Origin of the sequence: uncultured Aliiroseovarius sp., assembly GCF_947497285.1 — a bacterium.
Lineage (GTDB): Bacteria > Pseudomonadota > Alphaproteobacteria > Rhodobacterales > Rhodobacteraceae > Aliiroseovarius.
The window spans coordinates 263,622-282,296 of sequence record NZ_CANMFT010000003.1 but is presented as its reverse complement, the minus strand read 5'-3'; the positions used below and the strand labels follow the sequence as shown (position 1 = coordinate 282,296).

At 60.0% G+C, this 18,675-nt stretch carries 17 protein-coding genes; 12 read left to right on the top strand and 5 right to left on the bottom strand.

Features of this window, described 5'->3' with window-relative positions; translation table 11 throughout:
* Positions 1–17 precede the first annotated feature (17 nt).
* The 12 genes from Q0864_RS06955 to Q0864_RS06900 are packed head-to-tail and all read left to right on the top strand — an operon-like array spanning position 18 to position 14,095.
* Positions 18–1,298, top strand: coding sequence for a nucleotide sugar dehydrogenase (locus Q0864_RS06955; RefSeq protein WP_298567184.1), 1,281 nt, complete (start codon positions 18–20; stop codon positions 1,296–1,298).
* 2 nt (positions 1,299–1,300) lie between these two features.
* Positions 1,301–3,097 carry an ABC transporter ATP-binding protein gene (locus Q0864_RS06950; protein ID WP_298567181.1) on the top strand — a complete coding sequence of 599 codons (1,797 nt, stop codon included), beginning with the start codon at positions 1,301–1,303 and terminating at the stop codon, positions 3,095–3,097.
* Positions 3,094–4,242: a glycosyltransferase gene (locus tag Q0864_RS06945; protein ID WP_298567178.1), complete on the top strand. Its 1,149-nt coding sequence runs from the start codon at positions 3,094–3,096 to the stop codon at positions 4,240–4,242. The genes Q0864_RS06950 and Q0864_RS06945 overlap by 4 nt, the downstream gene beginning before the upstream one ends.
* The gene (locus Q0864_RS06940) at positions 4,239–5,480 is read left to right on the top strand and encodes a glycosyltransferase (RefSeq protein ID WP_298567176.1); all 1,242 of its coding nucleotides are present in this window, start codon (positions 4,239–4,241) and stop codon (positions 5,478–5,480) included. Before Q0864_RS06945 ends, Q0864_RS06940 begins: the two co-directional genes overlap by 4 nt.
* A complete protein-coding gene (locus Q0864_RS06935) occupies positions 5,477–6,145 on the top strand; it encodes a haloacid dehalogenase-like hydrolase (protein ID WP_298567173.1) in 669 nt (222 codons plus the stop codon). The genes Q0864_RS06940 and Q0864_RS06935 overlap by 4 nt, the downstream gene beginning before the upstream one ends.
* Positions 6,123–6,944: a hypothetical protein gene (locus Q0864_RS06930; RefSeq protein ID WP_298567170.1), complete on the top strand. Its 822-nt coding sequence runs from the start codon at positions 6,123–6,125 to the stop codon at positions 6,942–6,944. Before Q0864_RS06935 ends, Q0864_RS06930 begins: the two co-directional genes overlap by 23 nt.
* Positions 6,941–8,011 (top strand): EpsG family protein, encoded by a 1,071-nt coding sequence (locus Q0864_RS06925; RefSeq protein ID WP_298567167.1) that lies wholly within the window; start codon positions 6,941–6,943, stop codon positions 8,009–8,011. The genes Q0864_RS06930 and Q0864_RS06925 overlap by 4 nt, the downstream gene beginning before the upstream one ends.
* A gap of 10 nt (positions 8,012–8,021) precedes the next feature.
* Complete coding sequence (locus tag Q0864_RS06920; protein WP_298567164.1) at positions 8,022–9,164, top strand: glycosyltransferase family 4 protein; 1,143 nt, start codon at positions 8,022–8,024, stop codon at positions 9,162–9,164.
* Positions 9,161–9,928, top strand: a complete 768-nt coding sequence (locus Q0864_RS06915; protein ID WP_298567161.1) for a metallophosphoesterase — start codon at positions 9,161–9,163, stop codon at positions 9,926–9,928. The genes Q0864_RS06920 and Q0864_RS06915 overlap by 4 nt, the downstream gene beginning before the upstream one ends.
* Positions 9,929–9,971: 43 nt before the next feature.
* Positions 9,972–12,110 carry a YjbH domain-containing protein gene (locus Q0864_RS06910; protein WP_298567157.1) on the top strand — a complete coding sequence of 713 codons (2,139 nt, stop codon included), beginning with the start codon at positions 9,972–9,974 and terminating at the stop codon, positions 12,108–12,110.
* Positions 12,107–12,706 carry a YjbF family lipoprotein gene (locus tag Q0864_RS06905; RefSeq protein WP_298567153.1) on the top strand — a complete coding sequence of 200 codons (600 nt, stop codon included), beginning with the start codon at positions 12,107–12,109 and terminating at the stop codon, positions 12,704–12,706. The genes Q0864_RS06910 and Q0864_RS06905 overlap by 4 nt, the downstream gene beginning before the upstream one ends.
* Positions 12,707–12,715: 9 nt before the next feature.
* Positions 12,716–14,095 (top strand): polysaccharide biosynthesis/export family protein, encoded by a 1,380-nt coding sequence (locus Q0864_RS06900; RefSeq protein ID WP_298567151.1) that lies wholly within the window; start codon positions 12,716–12,718, stop codon positions 14,093–14,095.
* Here the strand turns inward: Q0864_RS06900 and Q0864_RS06895 are convergent.
* From Q0864_RS06895 to Q0864_RS06875, 5 genes are all read right to left on the bottom strand, one after another.
* Positions 14,092–16,239, bottom strand: coding sequence for a Wzz/FepE/Etk N-terminal domain-containing protein (locus Q0864_RS06895; RefSeq protein WP_298567148.1), 2,148 nt, complete (start codon positions 16,237–16,239; stop codon positions 14,092–14,094). The genes Q0864_RS06900 and Q0864_RS06895 overlap by 4 nt on opposite strands.
* A gap of 54 nt (positions 16,240–16,293) precedes the next feature.
* A complete protein-coding gene (locus tag Q0864_RS06890) occupies positions 16,294–16,923 on the bottom strand; it encodes a sugar transferase (protein ID WP_298567576.1) in 630 nt (209 codons plus the stop codon).
* Positions 16,924–17,088: 165 nt separating this feature from the next.
* Entirely contained in the window at positions 17,089–17,481 is a 393-nt protein-coding gene (locus tag Q0864_RS06885; RefSeq protein WP_298567145.1) for a hypothetical protein, read from the bottom strand.
* Positions 17,478–18,290 carry a hypothetical protein gene (locus tag Q0864_RS06880; RefSeq protein ID WP_298567142.1) on the bottom strand — a complete coding sequence of 271 codons (813 nt, stop codon included), beginning with the start codon at positions 18,288–18,290 and terminating at the stop codon, positions 17,478–17,480. The genes Q0864_RS06885 and Q0864_RS06880 overlap by 4 nt, the downstream gene beginning before the upstream one ends.
* Entirely contained in the window at positions 18,290–18,556 is a 267-nt protein-coding gene (locus Q0864_RS06875) for a hypothetical protein (RefSeq protein WP_298567139.1), read from the bottom strand. The genes Q0864_RS06880 and Q0864_RS06875 overlap by 1 nt, the downstream gene beginning before the upstream one ends.
* Positions 18,557–18,675 lie beyond the last annotated feature (119 nt).

Below are 18,675 nucleotides of genomic sequence, written 5' to 3'. Positions count from 1 at the left end.
GATGAAGGCACACGCGCATGAAAGATTTTCCAGACCGCGAAACAGTCGCGGTAATTGGGCTTGGCTATGTCGGATTGCCCTTGGCCGTTGAATTCGGCAAGCACCGGCCCGTGATCGGCTTTGATGTCGACACAAATCGCGTGGCCGAATTGCAAGCCGGCCATGATCGCACCCAAGAGGTGCCACACGATGCGCTTCAACTGGCGCACCGGCTGACCTACACGGCTGACATCGCCCAATTGGCCGGGGCGAACATCTATGTCGTGACGGTTCCCACGCCGATTGACGCCCATAAACGCCCCAATCTCGCGCCACTGAAAGCCGCGAGCCAGACGGTGGGGCAGGTGCTAAGCCACGGGGATACCGTGATTTATGAAAGCACCGTCTATCCCGGCGCGACAGAAGAGGTTTGCGTTCCCATTTTAGAAGAGGCATCGGGGCTGAAGCTCAACCGTGACTTTTCCGTCGGCTATAGCCCTGAGCGGATCAACCCCGGCGATCACGGCCACCGGCTTCCTTCGATTGTGAAGGTGACCTCTGGGTCGACCGCCGAGGCCGCCGACCGTATCGACGCGCTATATGCACAGATCATCACCGCCGGCACGTTCAAGGCTGAAAGCATTCGCGTCGCAGAAGCCGCAAAGGTGATCGAAAACACGCAACGCGACCTGAACATCAGTCTGGTGAACGAACTGGCGATCATCTTCAATCGGCTGGGTATCGACACGGGCGCGGTGTTGGAGGCGGCGGGAACCAAATGGAATTTCCTGCCCTTCCGCCCCGGACTGGTCGGCGGGCACTGCATCGGTGTCGACCCCTACTACCTGACGCATAAGGCCGAAGAAATCGGCTACCACCCGCAGGTCATCCTTTCAGGTCGCCGTATCAATGACGGGATGGGGGCCTATGTCGCAGGGCAGATGATCAAGGCAATGATGAAGAAAGGGATCAACGTCGCGCGGGCTCGGGTGTTGATCCTTGGCCTGACCTTCAAGGAAAACTGCCCTGATCTGCGCAACACGCGCGTGGTGGATATTCTGGAAGAGCTGCGCGACTACGGCGTCACGGTCGACGTTCATGACCCACATGCCGACCCCGACACTGCACGCAGCGAATACGGGATTGATCTGGTCGAAAAACCCGCCGCGCATCGCTATGACGGCGTTATGCTAGCGGTTGCCCACCGCGTGTTTCTGGACCGCGAACCGGGATGGATTTCGCGCTATGCCAAGAACCTGTCCGTCACCTACGACATCAAATCCGCGCTGGGGCGCGAGATGGCGGACCTGAGGCTCTAGGCATGGAAACGCTCAGAAAACTTCATGCACTTCTGACCCCGCGTGAACGACGCCGTGGCGTGTTGGTTCTGGGCCTCGTTCTGGTGATGGCCGGGTTCGAAGTCGTGGGCGTCGCATCCGTCTTTCCGTTCTTCCTGACCCTGTCCGACCCCAGCTTGATACAAACCAACCCGACCCTTTCAGCCCTTTATGAGTGGGGTGGTTTCACAGAAACTCACGGCTTTTTGCTGGCGTTGGCACTGGCGACCTTCACCTTCTTGATGCTTGGTGCGTTGGTGCGCAGCGCAGGCGAATACGCGATGACACGGTTTGTGCAGATGCGCCGTCATAGCCTTGGCACGCGTTTGATCGAACGCTACCTGCGTCAACCCTACGCGTTCTTCCTTGGCCGCCACACTGGCGAAATGGCGAAGAACATTCTGGCCGAGGTCGAGCAGGCCACAATGTTTGCGCTCGCCCCGGTGTTGCGGTTCGCGACCTCGGTTGTGACGCTGGTTGCCATCCTGACGTTCCTTGTGGTGATGGACCCGTTTATTGCAGGCGTCTCTGTTTTGGTTCTGGGAACAGCCTATGTCGCGATCTTTGTGACCATCCGCCGCCTGGTGACGCGCAACAGTTCGCGTCGCATCGCCGCCGATCAGGCCCGCTATACTATCGCGCGCGAGGCGTTGGGCGGCATCAAGGATATTCGCATTCTTGGCAAGGAAGATGCCTATATCCGGCATTTTCGCGCGCCGTCGATCGAAGTGTCGCGGATGCAAGCGGCAAATCTGGTCCTTGGCCAGATGCCAAAATATCTGGTCGAGGCGATCGGCTTTGGTGGCATGTTGCTGGTCTGCGTTGCGCTGCTGTCGACCCTTCCTGCAGGCTCCAGCGCGACGGCCATTCTGCCGCAACTTGGCGTCTTTGCCTTCGCCGCCTATCGGATGCTCCCTTCGGTGCAGGGAATCTATCGGGCAATGGTCGAGTTTCGCTTTGGCGCCGGGGCAGTTGACGTTCTCTATCGCGATATGACCGAGCTGCCTGACATCGCCCCACCTCCCCGTGCGCAAAACCGGCTTGCATTGCACCAGGCGCTTGAACTGCAAGACCTCCGATTTTGCTATGACGGCAGCACGCAAGGCATTGACGGACTGTCGCTTTCGATCCCGGCGGGCAGTGCCATCGGGGTAGTGGGTGGCACGGGCGCAGGGAAGACCACGTTGATCGACCTTGTGCTTGGCCTGTTGACGCCCAGCGCGGGGCAGATTTGCGTCGATGGCGTGCCGATCACCGACGCGAATGTCAAAGCCTGGCAATCCTCGATCGGTTATGTGCCGCAAAGCATCTTTCTTGGCGATATGAGCATCGCCGAGAACATCGCGTTGGGCACGCCAGCAGACCAGATCGACATGGCCCGCGTGCGCGACTGTGCCCAGCGCGCACAACTTGACCAATTCATCGAAACGCGGCTGACGGACGGGTATGCCACCGAAGTTGGCGAAGGCGGGTTGCGCCTGTCCGGCGGTCAACGCCAGCGGATCGGGATTGCCCGCGCGTTGTATCACGACCCTGATATTTTGGTGTTTGATGAAGCCACCAGCGCGCTTGACGCGATCACGGAACGCGATGTCATGAAGGCGATCAAGGGCCTGCAAGGCACCAAAACAATCCTGATCATCGCCCATCGGCTGTCCACGGTCGAAACATGCGACCGCATCATCATGCTGAACGAAGGTCGCATCGTAGCAAGCGGCCCTTATCGCGATCTGATCGAACGAAATTCCAGCTTTCAGGCACTTGCCGGGGTGAGCCCATGATCCATGAAAACCTGCAATCCTTGCACGCGACGCATCAACAAACCCTTGCCTATCTGCTGCCCGACCTGCGCGGCGGCGGGGCCGAGCGGGTCATGCTGACCTTGGCCACGCAACTTTCCCAGACCGGCTATGCGCCGCTGTTTGTGTTGGCCAACGCGGACGGCGCCTTTCTGGACGAGGCGCAAAGAATCGGCGCGCGGGTGATCGACCTGAAGGCACAGCGCCTGCGCAATGTGGTCCGACCGTTGCGCGACTGGTTGAAACAGGAAAGCCCAACCGCGCTGATCTCTGCGATGTGGCCGCTGAACAGCCTTGCGGTCTGGGCGGCGCGCGGCACCGGGGTTCCGGTTATCACCACGGATCACAACACCCTGTCCCAGCAATATGCGACCAAGGGCGTTGCCCATCTGATGGCCATGCGTGCCAGCATTCGCGCGACGTATCCAAAGGCTTTGGCCAATGTTTCGGTTTCTGCGGGTGCAGCGCGCGACCTTGAAGATCTTGGCCTGTTGCCGAAAGGGTCGGTCAAGGTGATCCACAACCCGATCGAGCAGCCCTATGCCCAGGCCGGCACGGCCACTTGGCCGGCGGGTGCGCGCCACCGCGTTCTCGCGGTTGGTAATTTGCGCTGGCAGAAGGATTTCCCGACACTCCTGCGCGGCTTTCGCGTGATGCTGGATCGTGGGATCGACGGCGAGCTGGTCATTCTGGGCGAAGGCGCGGACCGCGCCGCACTGGAAGCGCTTGTGACCGACCTTGACCTGACCGGGCGCGTGTCATTGCACGGATTCTGCGATGATCCCGGTGCTTATTACAGCTCGGCCGATCTGTTTGTGCTCAGCTCGCAATGGGAAGGTTTCGCCAACGTAGTGGTTGAAGCGATGGCGCATGGCCTGCCAGTGGTGTCCACCGATTGCCCCAATGGCCCGTCCGAAATTCTATCGCGCGGTCGCTACGGAACCTTGGTTCCCGTGGCCGATCCAGAGGCGCTTGCCCAAGCGATCGCATCGGTGCTGAACGCACCCCACGACCCGATGAAATCGCGCAGGCGCGCGCGCGATTTTCGCCCCGAAGTGGCTGCCGCTCAGTTCAGCAAGCTGCTGCCGCCTGCCAAAGAGCCGCTGACCGGAGAGACCCGCATATGACCTACACGCGTTCCATCTTCGTCACCAATAACGGGCTGACCGACCACATTGGCGTGGCGCAAGTGCTGCCCTATCTCGAAGCGCTGTCCTCACGTGGCCACAAGATCGCTGTTCTTTCCGTAGAACGCCCGGATCAGCAGGACCTTTATCGCACCGAAATTGCACCCAGACTCGCGCGTGCGGGGATTGTTCACAGCCCCATCCTGCGGCACAGGTCTTCGCTGGCGGGAAAGCTAGAGCGGTTCGCGATGCCAAGCTTGCTGTTGTCGCGACTGGATGGGCTTGTCACCGCATTCCGCCCCGATGTCCTGCACTGTCGCAGCTACATGCCGTTGGGGGCCGTGTTGCAAGTCAGCCAACGCCGTGCGGTTCCCTTCGTTTTTGATATGCGTGGCTTCTGGGTTGATGAACGATGCGAAAGTGGGATCTGGCGCGGCCCGGTCGGGCGCAGCTATGCGCTCCACTTCCGCAGGCTTGAAACGCAAGCCCTTGCCAAGGCGTCGGCGGTCATCACCTTGACCGAAGACGCCCGTGAGCTGGTGGCAGCGCGCGCCTCCTACAACAACTGCCCGATCGAGGTGATCCCCTGCAGCGTTGACCAGACACGTTTCGCACCCGACCGTGCGCTGCGTCAAAGCTGGCGCAAGCAGCTCGGGTTCGGCATTCACGACGTGGTGCTTGCCCATCTTGGGTCGGCCGGTCCGCTTTACCGGATAGACGCCACCTATCGGCTGACTGCCGCCCTGCGCGCGCAAGGTGTGCGTAGCAAACTGCTGTTGATCGGCGATCACCGCGCAAAGGACCATATCGATGCCGCAAACGGCCATGGCATCACCTTGGGCGACAACGAAATCCTGTGTCGACAAGTGCCACACCAAGACGTGCCTTCGCTTCTGAACGCGGCCGATCTGGGGTTGTCCTTTCGCGTGACCAAGCCCTCGAGCTTAGGGGCCTCTGCCACCAAAGTCGGCGAGTATTTGTCATGCGGATTGCCGGTGATCAGCAATGCAGGCATTGGCGACATTCACCGGGTCGTGCCCGACCCTGCGATTGGGCTGGTGCTTGACGGCTTGTCGGATGCGGACCTCCAAGCAGCGGCAACGAAAATCGCGACAGCCCGCTTTGCCTCCCGCAGCACCATTCGCGACCGCGTTGCCGGGCGGTTCGATCTGGATGCGGCTTGTGACCGCTATGATGGGGTTTATCAAAGCTTCGCCCAACGCAAGCAGGCCGCATGACCGACGACGACAAGGTTCTGGCCGTAGATGTATGCGGCACGCTTTACGACGCCAACACCACTGCGGGGCTGGTAATCTTTCACCATGCGCGCTGCGCCAATCGCTGGCGTTCATCTGTGCTCGAGGCAATCTCGGCGCCGCAAAGTGCGCTGCGTTTCGGGTTGGTCGCCTTCGCCAAACTGACCGGTTGGGACCTGCATCGCGCCATTATCCTTGCCAGCCTGCGTGGTGAACGGCTGACCGCGCTGGAGGCATCCGCCACGCGCTATGTCGAAGACCACTTGTCGGGGCTTGCCATTCAACCACCGCATGAGCGGATGCAGGCCATGCGCAAGGCCGGCTGGACCCCTGTGCTTGTGTCCAACGCAATCTCGCCCGTCGTGGCTGCGATTGCGCAGTCGCTTGATGTGCCTTTCATTGCATCCCGCCTTGCCCATGACAAAGGGCGTTTGACCGGGCGCCTGCAAGACGACCTGACCGGACGAAAGCGTGCCGCGCTAGAGCGGTTTCTGAAGGTGCGTCTGGACCGCGAACACTTCGCTGTCATCACCGACAACAAATCCGACGGTGATCTGGTCGCGATCGCTAAACCAGCCCTTCTGGTTGCCACCGGCCACCCCAAAAACTGGATGAGGGAGTGGGATGCCGAAATCATTTTCCACTAACCGCACGCGCCTGCTGCTGTGGTTGCCTTTTGCCTATGCGTTCACCTCGCGCTATCACTGGCCGCGGGATTTTGTGGTGAATGCTCTAACCGCTTGGGTGCCAGGCGTTTTTCTGACTAGCCTGCTTGGCGGGCTTGGTGCGGCTCAGGCTCTGGGTGCTTATGCTTTGGGGTATCTGGTCTTCATCAGCATCTATGAACTGGGATATCTGGCCAACGACAGCTATGGGCTGCGCCACGATCCGACCCCCAGGCAGCGCGTGGATCTGACGCTTCGCCCGATGTTTCTGGTTGGGTTCGTTGGCGTCCGGCTTGCCACAATAGGTGTGGCCGCAAGCCTACTGGGCGTTGTCGGATCTGCGCTGTTCTGGGCCGCACTTGGCACGCTTGTTGTGACGCTTGTCGCCCATAACACGCTGCGGTCGATCGAGCTGAAATTCTACAGCTTTCTGCAGCTTTCGCTGTTGCGGTTTTCGTTGCCGGTCTTTCCTGCGCTGGTGGTTGAGGGCAGACAGGCCGCGGTTCTGCTGGTCCTTTGCACCGGGCTGATGCTGTTCAGTCTGCCGCGGTTTTTGACCTATCTGGACGCCAAAGGGCGGTTGAACCTGCCAGAACGAAAAGCTCTGCAATATCATCTGAAAGCGCATCTCACCGTCGCACCCATGGTGTTCTTGCTTGCGTTCATCAGCGCTGAACCTGCCCCGCTTTGGTGCCTTGGCTGGCTTGTGTTCGTGCAGCTTGGCTATCTGTCCTTCAGCAAGGCCGCCATCTGGCAGGCCGGGGGCGAAGCGGCTTCGTGATCTACACCGCCCTCTTCCTGACCCTCGTGGCACTTCGGTTCGCCTTGGCGCAACAACCCAAATTGCGCGATCAGGTCTATCCGGCCGTCATGGTCGCGCTTTTCATCTTTGTCGCATTTCGTCTGGATGTTGGGTGCGACTGGAACGGCTATCACAGGCATTTCATGATCCAGTTGGATCTGGAGCTTGGTGACGCCTTGGCGCGCCGCGAACCTTTGTGGTGGGCGCTGGTCCAGATGGTTGGCAAGATCGGGCTAGGCTATCCTTGGCTGAACGTCGCCTCGGCAGCGCTGTTTTTTGCAGGCGTTCATGCTTTGGCGCGGCGCCAGCCCGACAGGCTTGGCGTTTTGATCCTTCTGTTCCCCGTTCTGATCATCAACATGCCTATGTCTGGCATCAGGCAGGCTGCAGCCATCGGCGTTTTATGCTTCGCCTTCGTCGCTTTCCAAAAGGGGCGCACAGCGCATTATGCGGTCTTGACGCTGCTGGCTGCCGGGTTTCATTCCAGCGCCGCAGCGTTTTTGCTGTTGGTGCCACTGGTCGGACACGGCCGACCCAAAGCGCGCATCTTGGCGGCCCTTCTTCTTGCCGGACCGGGGCTGTTGCTTCTGGCGTCGGGGGAAAGCGCTCAGTTGGCTGTCGCCAGATATGTGAACACCGGCGTGGACGCGCAGGGTGCGATTTACCGCGCCGGCATGCTTTTTCTGTCGGCCGTGCTTTTCCTGACGCTTCTTCGTGGTCCCTGGCAGGCACGGTATCCCGCTGATCTGCGCCTTGTCACGCTGGGTGCCGTAATGATGCTTGCAACGGTGCCGCTTGTCTTCGTCTCGACCGTGATTGCCGACCGGCTTGGCTATTACCTCGTGCCGTTGCAAGCGGTTGTCTTTGCCCGCATTCCCTATCTGGCACTCGGGCGATCATCCGCAGTCCTGGCTGCTCTGCCCTATCTGGCGCTGCTTCTGGTCCTAACGGTCTGGAGCATCTATTCCGGCCATTTTCACTATTGCTATCTGCCCTATGACACTTGGCTGACTGGCCTGCCCGACCTCTATCAAAGCCCCTTTTGAAAGATCGCCCATGAAGATCATTCTGACCGTCAACGCCGCATGGAATGCCCTGAATTTCCGCCGCCCGGTGATCGAAGCCTTGCTGGCCCAAGGGGCGCGCGTCACCGTTCTTGCACCGGTTGACGACAGCGTCTCGGCGCTCAGGTCTGTCGGGTGCGAAGTGATTGACCTGCAAATGGATGTTCAAGGCTTGTCCCCGTGGCAAGACGCGCGACTGGTGAAATCGTTTCAAGACCATTTTGCCCGTATCCAACCGGATGTGGTGCTTGGCTACACCGTCAAAAACAACATTTTCGGAGCGGTCGCAGCAGGGCGGCTCGCCATCCCGTTCTTGCCGAATGTTTCCGGTCTTGGCACCGCTTTCCTGTCGGGCGGTGGGCTGCAATTGATCGTCGAAACACTCTATAAATGGGCCTTTCGGCGGTTGCCGATCGTGTTCTTTCAGAACCAGGACGACTGCGCCTTGTTTCAGGCACGCGGCCTGACCACCTCCGCACAGGCGCGAATTCTGCCGGGATCGGGCATTGACCTGAGGGCGTTTCAAGCCACCCCATTTGCCCAGAATGACACAGCGACGTTCCTGATGGTGTCACGGTTGCTGCGTGACAAGGGCGTCATGGAGTATGTCGAGGCTGCGCGCAGACTGCGCGCCCGCCGCACCGATGTGCGCTTTCAAATCCTTGGCCCCGTCGATGCCGCCAACCGATCCGCATTGGGCGCGGATGACGTGGCGCGATGGCAGAGCGAAGGAATTATCGAACATCTGGGCAGCGCAAAGGATGTCCGCCCCTATATCGCGCAGGCCGACTGCGTGGTTTTACCGTCCTATCGGGAAGGCGCACCGCGCACGCTGCTAGAGGCCGCGGCAATGGCCCGGCCCGTCATCGCAACCGATGTGCCGGGTTGTCGGCACGTGGTGGATCACGGGCGATCTGGCCTGCTTTGTGCACCGCGCGACGCCAGCGCCCTCACAGCAACGATGGCGCAGTATTTGGACCTGCCGCAGCCGCAGCGCGCCGCAATGGGGGTGGCAGGACGGCGCAAGATGGAACAGGAGTATGATGAAAAGCTCGTGGTTGCGGCCTATCTGTCCGCGATCTCGGACCTAACCGGCGGGCCATCGCGGCCTGCCGCAAAGGCATTACGCGCATGAAGCTGCTGCGCCGCCCCATAGCGTCCACGGATCAGTTTCCGGTGCAGACCCTTGCCCCGGAGGTTCCGTTCTGCGTCGTTGGTGATGTGCATGGGCGTGCCGATCTGCTGGAACGCATCGAGGATCATATCGTCCGCCATTACCCCGGCGTGATCACGGTCTTCGTCGGGGACTACATAGATCGCGGCGAAGACAGCGCGCGGACGTTGAATTTGCTGGCGTCCGGGTCGGACAGCGGATCTCAGCCAGTGGTCTGCTTGCGCGGCAATCACGAAGAAATGCTGCTGTCCTTTCTTGACGATCCGGTCGGGTCCGGTCGCCACTGGCTACAGCACGGTGGATTGCAAACTCTTGCAAGCTTCGGCGTCAGCTGGGTCGCGCCGACCAGCCCGGACGACGCCCTGTGTTTCACGCGTGACACGCTGGCAAGATGCATGGGGGCAGATCTGATCGACTGGCTGCGCGCGCGCCCTGCCCTGTGGCAAACCGGAAACGTCGCCGTCGCACATGCAGGGGCTGACCCGTCCAGACCCTTTGCGGCACAATCAGAGGCCAACCTGATCTGGGGGCACCCATCCTTTAGGCGCAGTCCACGAAAGGATGGAATTTGGGTCGCCCACGGTCATATCGCACATGAAACCGCCCATCACCGCGCCGGGCGAATTGCCGTTGACACGGGGGCCTTTGCCACAGGCTTGCTCAGCGGTGCCTTCATTGCGCCCGGCCATATCGAATTCTTTTCAACAAATGTCACTCAACCTTAGGTTTTTTGTTAGGAAACTGTTTCAATTTTGATATGTATCTGCAATGCGCTCTGACCGAAAAAGATTTCCCGAAATAGCACTTGCCTGCGCGGTGCTGACCACCGCGCCGGAGGGCGTGTTTGCGCAGGTTCAAACCGGCTTTGGTGGCTACAACAGCTACGGCTATCCGGGCCTGATCGACATGCCGTCAGCGCTGAACCGTCCCGATGCAGAACTTGCCCTGACCAGCAGCTATTTTCGCAACCAGACGCGCAACACATTGACCTTCCAAATCTCGCCGCGCCTATCTGGAAGCTTTCGGTATTCATCGCTGCACAATATCCGTCCTTACCCTTCTTCTCAGGTCGTGGACTACCGATTTGATCGGAGCTTTTCACTTCACTACCAGATCCGTGATGAAGCCCGCGTCTGGCCTGCTCTTGCGATTGGTCTGAATGACTTTCTGGGGACGGGAATGTATGCCTCGGAATACGTCGTCGCGACCAAGACAGTCAGCCCGCGGTTGCGGGTCACGGGCGGGTTAGGGTGGGGCCGATTGGCCGGCGTCGGCAGCTTTCGCAACCCGTTGTCCCATCTGTCTGACACATTCGATACGCGTCCCGGGCGTGCAAGTGGCGACCAAGGCGGCAATGTCAGCACAAACGCCTGGTTTCGCGGCCCTGCAGCCTTTTTCGGGGGCGTTGAATGGCAGGCCAGCGACAAGCTTAGCTTTGCCGCCGAATACTCATCCGACGCCTACCCCAATGAAGATGGCACCGCGTTTGCGCGCCGCTCCCCTTTCAATTTCGGCGCCACCTATCGCGTCAGCCAAAACCTTAGCCTTGATCTAAGGTATCTTTACGGGTCTGAATTCGGGGTCGGGCTGACGCTGGCGCTAAATCCGCGACGGCCTCAAACCTGGGCAGGCACAGGTCCCGCACCAACCCCGGTCACGCCCCGCTCAGCCGCGACGGCCGAAGCCTTGGGTTGGACGGTTGAACAGACCGGGGCCGACACGTTACGCCACCGCGTGCGCGCCGGGCTGGCGGACGAAGGGCTGCGCTTGCATGCGCTTTCGCTTACTGCACGCACCATCCGGGTCGAGTTTGAAAACCCCACATATCCAAATCACGCACAGGCAATCGGGCGCGCAGCGCGGCGCTTGACCGGGCTATTGCCCCATGCGGTCGAAACGGTGACCTTGGTGCCCATAACATCGGGTCTGACGGGCGCCGCCGTTACCCTGAAGCGCACCGATATCGAGGCGCTTGAGCATGATGTGGACGGCAGCCTCAAAAGCTGGCAGCGCGCGCAGATTGCACCTGCCACCCGCCTGACCGCGACCCACGCAAACCAAGACCCGCAGTTTCATTGGGGCCTGAAACCCTATCTGTCCACCAGCCTGTTTGACCCCGAAGACCCCTTGCGCGCCGATATCGGAGCCGAGCTTTTTGCGCGCTTCGAACCTACACCCGGTTTGGTGCTGGCCGGGGTCTTGCGCAAACCGGTTCTGGGCAACCTTGACAGCTCAACGCGTCCGTCCACGTCGGCGCTGCCGCATGTTCGATCAGACTTCAACATCTATGAACGCGAGGGCGACCCGGCGCTGACCGAACTGACACTTGCCTATTTTTTCCAGCCCTCGCGCTCGGTCTATGGCCGGGTCACGGGGGGATATCTTGAACCGATGTTTGCCGGCATTTCGGCCGAGGTTTTGTGGAAACCCATCGACAGCCGCATCGCGCTTGGGGCCGAGCTGAACCATGTCTTTCAGCGTGACTTTGATCAGGGCTTTGGCCTGCGCGACTATGGCGTGACCACGGGTCATGCCTCGGCGTATTGGGACATGGGCAACGGCTTTCATGCACAGCTTGACGCGGGCCGCTATCTTGCCGGGGATTGGGGGGCGACCCTGACCCTTGATCGTGAATTCCACAATGGCTGGAAAATCGGAGGCTTTGCCACCTTCACCAATGTCAGTGCAACCGACTTCGGCGAGGGGTCGTTCGACAAGGGGCTGCGGTTCACGATCCCCTTGGCTTGGGTGTCGGGCAAACCCCGGCAGGACAGCTATCAAACCGTGATCCGCCCCGTCACGCGCGACGGCGGCGCGCGGTTGGACGTGCCAGAGCGCCTGTATGAAACCGTGCGTGGCACCCACTTGGCCGGCTTGGAATTCGGCTGGGGGAGGTTCTGGAAATGATCCGCTGGCTGACTTTGTCCTTGTTGCTTTTGCCCGGATGCCTAGGGCAGTCCAAACCATCCAGCATGGCTGCGGCGCGGGCGCATATCGGCACTATGTCGCCTGCACAACAAAAGGCTGGGTTGATCCTTGTCTCAACCTCGAAGGGCGGGCAGGTGGCGACTCTCAGGCCGATTGGGTTGAACCGCGGTGTGCGCACTTGGCTAAGCCCGGATCAGGTGTCGCTGTCGTATCATGGTGGCGTTCTGGTCGCCACGCGCGGCCTTGGCGGTGATCTGATGGCGGCCGACTTCGTGGCCCCGTGGCAGGCGAAGACCAACCCCTATCAGCGACGCGCGAGCTTTCTGAACGCAGAGAACCAGATTGAAACCATCACACTGACTTGCCGCGCCACGACGCAGGCGCTGCGCGAAATCCGTGGTCGATTGGCCACGCGCACAGATGAACGCTGCGGCACGTCAAGTGACCCGATCCTGAACAGCTTCTGGCGGCTTGCAGACGGCACCGTATGGATCACCCGCCAATGGGTCAGCGACCCAAGCGGGTATCTGACAACTGAACTCATCTCATCGCCCCCCGGGGCAGTGGCACCATAGGAGTTGACCATGCACAAACGAGGATTGATCAAGGCGCTGTTGCTGGGCACAAGCCTGACGCTGTCGGGCTGCGGTGTAACCTATCTTAGCCCCTCGGTTCAGACCGAAGCAGCGGGTCTGGATGTGCAGGTGGTTGGCTTGACGGCCAACACCATAAAGCAGGCCAATCAGGCACCCTATTCACCGCGCGAGTTACCCGCGGCGTTTCATTCTGTCGCTGCCGGATCCGGTTTGCGCGGGGCCGGGGCGCTGCCTGACATGCCGGATGGCCCGACACAATCGCGCGCGGCAATTCCCACCAACCTACCCGCTGCGTCGCAGCCGCACCGCTATCGGATCGGGGTCGGCGATGTCGTTTTGCTGGCAACCAAAGGAACCGCCAAAACCATCGAAGGCCTGAGCGGGCTTTTGTCGGCGCAGAACCAACGACAGGGCTACACCGTGCGCGATGACGGCGCGATCTCGATCCCGGACATCGGACAGGTCGAAATCGCAGGCCTGACGCTGGCAGACGCCGAGGCTGCGCTGTTTCAAGCGCTTGTTGCGACCAATGTTGACCCCGCCTTCAGCCTTGAGATAGCCGAGTTCAACTCGCAGCACGTCGCCGTCGGTGGGGCGGTTGGCCGCGCGGGGCTTGTGCCTGTCAAGCTGAACCCGCTTGAGCTGGGTGATGCACTGGCACAAGCAGGCGGGATTGCGGCGCAAGACGCAGACCTGACGGCGATCCGCCTTTACCGCGACGGCACGCTGTATCAGATGCCGGTGTCCGCGTTTCGCACAAACCCGGAAATGCGACACCTGAAGCTGATGCCCGGCGACGCTATTTTCGTGGACAAGAGCTTTGATCTGGATCGCGCCATGGCCTTCTATCGCCAGCAAATCGAGGCGATCGGGCTGAAGCGGAGCGCCCGCTTGCAGGCGCTGACGGAACTGGACACCGAAATGAGCGTCCAACGCGCCGCGCTTGAAGAACGCCGCGAGACCTTCAGCGCCCGTCGCGATCTGGATGCTGAACCCCGCGACCACGTCTATCTGACGGGCGAGGTGACACGCCAAGGCAGGGTAGCCCTGCCCTATGGGCGGCAAGCCAGCCTGGCCGATGTTCTGTATGATGCCGGCGGATTTGATACGACCACGGGCAACCCGGCACAAATCTACGTGCTGCGCGCCGGGGCGGGCAAAGATGGCGATCTGGGACAGGTGACCGCCTGGCACCTGAACGCAGAGAACGTGATCAACATCACGCTGGCCACCCGGCTGGAAATGCGGCCCAACGACATCATCTTCATCGAAGAACAACCGATCACAAAGTGGTCGCGTGCCTTCCAGCAAGCCTTCCCGATTTTGGTGAACAAAGGGGTGAATGGAAACAGCGGCGGGGGCGTTTAACGAGCCCCGTAGTAGCTGTCCCCAAAGGTCGAATAGGCACCGTGCCGCCCAGCATAGCCATAGCGCGCCATGCCACGCGGATCGATCCGCGACAACACCAGCCCCGTGATCGGGATATTCACGGTCTCGAATTGGCGAAGCCCTTCGGCGACTTGGCTCCGTTTGGTTTTGTCCCACGCGACCGTATAGACCACCGCATCTGCGTGGCGTGCGATCACCCGCGCGTCTGGCACCACCAAGACAGGTGGGCTGTCGATCACGATGACATCATAAGAGGCGCGCGCCTGCGCCATCAGCTCAGCAAACCGCTGCGACGCAAACACATCCGCTGCGTTCAACCGTGACACCTCGCCCAGCAAAACATCCGCATGAAGCGAGGGGTCATGAATGACCGCCTCGGCAAGGGTGCAATTGCCTGAGAGTGCTGAAATGATCCCCCGCGACCTATCGGCATGAATATAGTGCATCAGTGTCCGGCGCCGAATATCCCCTTCGATCAGCAGCACCCGTTTGTTAAGCCCCGCCAGATTGTGCACAAGCGCGATGGATTGCGTGGTCTTGCCTTCACCCGGCACCGATGACGCCGACAGGATCACCTGCGGCGGCGCGTCAACATTCGACATCAGAAGCGATGTGCGCAGGTTGCGGATCGCCTCGGTTGCAGCCGCCGTGGGCTGGCTGGACAGAAATGACAGCAGATCCCCACGTGCCGAAATCGGGATGAGGGGAATTTGCCCTAGCACCGGCGTTCCCGTCGCGGCCTCAAGCTCATCAGCAGTGCGGTAGCCCGCATGCAGGAATTGCCGCGACAAAACCATACCACCGCCCACCGTAAGACCCGCAAGCAACGACAAGACCAGGATCAGGGTCTTTTTCGGCGCGACGTGGGTTCCCAGAACCGCTTGCGACAGGATGCGGCTGTCTGCTTGCTGCAGGCCACGTTGCACGCTTGCCTCTTTCAGACGCGTCAGGAAGGTTTCATACAAGACCTTCGTCGCCTGCGCCTCGCGTTCCAGCTGTTGAAGCTCTGCCAGATCCGCCGCCTGCCGCCCCACGGCGTCTTCAAGCTCTGCGACCGAACGGCCGAGTGCTGATTTCTGAAGTTCAAGCCGCTCCAAGGTGGCGCGTGCACGGGTTTCGATAAGGGCGACCTGCGCCGTCAACCGCGCTTCGTTTGCCTCAGCAGCGCCTTCGACCAGCAGCGCGGTCAGAGCGGAATCGCCGAACAGATCGGCGATTGCAGCAAAGTCACCTGTCTTTTGGTGCGTCGACAAAGCCTCCAACTGGGTCTGTGCCGCTTGGGTTCTTTGCACAAGAGAAAGCAGACGGTTTCGCGAGTCTTTCAACTGGACGCTTTTGGCCTCCAAGGCGACCACGGAGGCAAGATCAGTGCGTGCGCGCAAGGCAGAAACCGCGTTCTCACGCTCCCGCAACTCTACTTCAAGCGCGCTCACGCGTTCTGACAGCCAAAGCACGGCATCCTCGACGGCGGCGAATTTTGTATGCACCTGTTCGTCGATATAAAGACGCGCAAGTGTGTTTGCCATTTCGGCGGCCTTGGCGCGATCCTGCGATGTCACGGTAATCGCAAACAAATAGGTATTGCGTTGAATTTGGGCCGTAATTGCCTCCTGAACATTCCGAACGACCTGATCGCGGACTGCGGAAGATGCTCCACTGTCCGGCGCGTCTGCACCCAGTGACAACGTATTTCGCAGCCAGGTCTTCGCGCTCGATGTGGATACGGCAGACGAGGCGCTGATCTCTGGGTTGAATTCAGGGTCGTTCACCAGCCCAAGCGTATCGACCAGCTGTTCAACCAATCCGCGCGACCGGATGACGTGCAGCTCTGTATTCAGGCTTGAAAGCTCGGTCGACAAGTTTGACATTACAGCGTTCAGATCGACGACAGGTTGGTTTCGTTCCTGCAAAACCAATGTCGTGGTCGCCGCATATTCCGGTTGCGCCACACGAAAACCATATACGCCACCGACCAATGCAAACAGGACACCAAACGCAATGATCGCCAATCGACCACGCCACAAAGCCTGAATGACTTGGATCAGATCAAGGTCGGACTTGCCGTCACGAGGCTCCATGCTGACAGGTGTGTGCAAGCCGGACAGACCGCGAGGAGTATTCATGCAATAGAGCCTTTTTCTTTTTTGTTATGAGGGAAGCACGGGGCGCAAATAGGTCTATTGTCCTGCACGACCGACCACTGTGATCACGGTGCGCCAGAAAATCCATGCCTCGAAAAAAATGGATCGGTTGGAGATATAGAAAAGATCCGCCTGCACCTTGCGCATTGTCGCCTCGATGCCCTCGGCATAGCCAACTTCGGTTTGGGCATATCCGCTGATACCCGGCAACACCTTGTGACGGTCCCGATAGCCGGGAACATCCTGCACAAAGACCACCGCGTGATCGAAACAGTCTGGTCGCGGACCGATCAAACTCATTTCACCACGCAGAACGTTCAGAATCTGGGGAAGTTCATCAAGACGGCATTGGCGCAGAAACGCACCCAGCGGCGTAATCCGCTCTTCTTCAAGCGGATCATCCGCAGACCGGTGGACGGCTCCGGGGCGCATGGTGCGAAACTTAAGCGCTTGGAAAGGCGCACAATTCTTTCCCATCCTTCGCTGAACAAAGAACAAGGGGCCAGTGTTCATTGCAGGGTTCGCCAACAGCAAAATGACGACCAATGCAACGAGTATCGGAAGCAGCAGCAAAGAGAAGCAGATGTCGAACAAGCGCTTGCAGACTAGAAATGTCGCCGAAACGCTTGGGGAAGCGCGCAGGGCCGCATCTGGACGATGCGACATTTGCGATGAGGTCGTGCCGAAATCGAACATGAGCTTTCCTCATGGTTGCAAATTTTGGACCCCACCTCTTCTTAAAGTTGTTATCACGAGTTTTAGGTAAATCAAAGCTTTTCGATACCGCAATTGCTGATCGCCCCGCCCCGATTAACGGGACAGGGGCAGCGTTTACTCTTCGATCGGGATCGGACTGACTTTGAGCAATGGAATTGTCAGGCCAGCTTCAAGCCCCACAATGGCCAAAATCCGGTCAGCGCTCAGAGAGGGAAAGGCGCCGGGTGACAAGGGGCTCCATACCTCGAGAATTTTCTGAGCTCTGCCTGCGGCCTGCATATCCGCATCCTGTGCGTGGGCGGGTGGCGTCAATGGAGAGGTTGCGACAACGGCAAAATGTTCGGCCGCCAGAAGCGACGCAAGCGCAAAGCGACCACCCGTTCCATCCTCCCACAACGCTGCGGAAAATGTGTTTGCATCCGCGCGCGTGTTGCCAACGCAAAGCGCGAATTGGTTGGCATCCGCGATAAAGCGTTCCGGGCATGCAATCGTGATCCTGACGGTCATAGGCTTACTCCCATACGGCTGGCCATCCACTGTTCCAGCGCCACAATTGTCTGGGCGTCGGGTTGGATGCTTTCAGACGCCCAGACCTGCAATCCAAACAACCGAAACGCGCCCGGAATGCTGCCGGTCACCACGCCCAAACCAACGCGCAACGGTTGGTTCGCAATCTCTTGGCTTGTCAGGTTTTGCGCCTTGTCAATGATCGGTGCTCCGTCCAACCGTGCTGCGACGTGCCCGGCCGTGGCTTGCACCGAAATGACATGCTTGTCGTGCCCCCCCCAAACCGAAGGCGAGACCACATTGCTTGCCGAAACCCCATGCTGCGCCATGCGGCTGTAGTATTGCAGGCGATCAATGTTTGGGCGCACGCCGATGGACATACCGTTCGTGCTCGTCTTGCTAATCTCGGCAAGGTTCACCCGCGCGGTGCCGACTGTGGACAGCATTTGATATCCGACAACCATCGTCACTGGATTGCCAACCTTGAAGACCGGCAGCGTTGCCAACCCGTCGTCGATTCCGTCCGTTTCCAACCAATGAAATGTTCCGTCGGTCCGATAGGTCGGGCGCGCCGCGCTGACGGATTGTGAAAGGTCATTTTCATTGGCGGACAGATCACGCCACAAACCCAATGGCTGGCCGTCCGCCGTGACCGGGGTCGCTCCGGTTGGGTCTTGAAAGAGCGTTCCTGCATTCGCAGGATCAAACAGCGCAGACGGCGCGGTGGACAGCGGCGAAAATGGCGCCGGCCCCGCGCGCCGGGTGCGGCGCAGGGCAAGCGCTGGTATATCGTATCCCAACCCCATCATCAGACGAGCACAAAGGCGTGGATGCCGGTAGCTGTCGTGCCGGTCGCAAGGACACGACTGGCCCCGACGGGCAGGATCGCGTTGTCGCCGACATTCACGACGCGGCTGTTTCCGGCCACGGTCACGAACGCGACAGCCCCGCCGGTTTCCACATAAAGTGCAACAGCGACATCGCTTAGATCGGCGGCATCTGATGGTGTGACCGGTGCCATGTCGGTCGCAGGTCCGCGCAGGGAAAGAGAGCGGTTTTCAAAGGGGTTGGACATCATTTGCTCCTGACGTTTTCACATGTTGCAAACCGCGCAGCGCTGATTTGCCTGCGGTCATGGTTGGTCAGGGTTTTAAGGAAGGGGTATTGACGGGTGCTGATGCGCGCGCACGCCAC

Bases quoted from the DNA above. Each gene is read 5' to 3' on its own strand.
- Q0864_RS06955 (WP_298567184.1), top strand. From the start codon at position 18: ATGAAAGATTTTCCAGACCGCGAAACAGTCGCGGTAATTGGGCTTGGC.
- Q0864_RS06910 (WP_298567157.1), top strand. From the start codon at position 9,972: ATGCGCTCTGACCGAAAAAGATTTCCCGAAATAGCACTTGCCTGCGCG.
- Q0864_RS06935 (WP_298567173.1), top strand. From the start codon at position 5,477: ATGACCGACGACGACAAGGTTCTGGCCGTAGATGTATGCGGCACGCTT.
- Q0864_RS06885 (WP_298567145.1), bottom strand. From the start codon at position 17,481: ATGACCGTCAGGATCACGATTGCATGCCCGGAACGCTTTATCGCGGAT.
- Q0864_RS06930 (WP_298567170.1), top strand. From the start codon at position 6,123: ATGCCGAAATCATTTTCCACTAACCGCACGCGCCTGCTGCTGTGGTTG.
- Q0864_RS06900 (WP_298567151.1), top strand. From the start codon at position 12,716: ATGCACAAACGAGGATTGATCAAGGCGCTGTTGCTGGGCACAAGCCTG.
- Q0864_RS06915 (WP_298567161.1), top strand. From the start codon at position 9,161: ATGAAGCTGCTGCGCCGCCCCATAGCGTCCACGGATCAGTTTCCGGTG.
- Q0864_RS06875 (WP_298567139.1), bottom strand. From the start codon at position 18,556: ATGTCCAACCCCTTTGAAAACCGCTCTCTTTCCCTGCGCGGACCTGCG.
- Q0864_RS06920 (WP_298567164.1), top strand. From the start codon at position 8,022: ATGAAGATCATTCTGACCGTCAACGCCGCATGGAATGCCCTGAATTTC.
- Q0864_RS06895 (WP_298567148.1), bottom strand. From the start codon at position 16,239: ATGAATACTCCTCGCGGTCTGTCCGGCTTGCACACACCTGTCAGCATG.
- Q0864_RS06940 (WP_298567176.1), top strand. From the start codon at position 4,239: ATGACCTACACGCGTTCCATCTTCGTCACCAATAACGGGCTGACCGAC.
- Q0864_RS06890 (WP_298567576.1), bottom strand. From the start codon at position 16,923: ATGTCGCATCGTCCAGATGCGGCCCTGCGCGCTTCCCCAAGCGTTTCG.
- Q0864_RS06950 (WP_298567181.1), top strand. From the start codon at position 1,301: ATGGAAACGCTCAGAAAACTTCATGCACTTCTGACCCCGCGTGAACGA.
- Q0864_RS06905 (WP_298567153.1), top strand. From the start codon at position 12,107: ATGATCCGCTGGCTGACTTTGTCCTTGTTGCTTTTGCCCGGATGCCTA.
- Q0864_RS06880 (WP_298567142.1), bottom strand. From the start codon at position 18,290: ATGATGGGGTTGGGATACGATATACCAGCGCTTGCCCTGCGCCGCACC.
- Q0864_RS06945 (WP_298567178.1), top strand. From the start codon at position 3,094: ATGATCCATGAAAACCTGCAATCCTTGCACGCGACGCATCAACAAACC.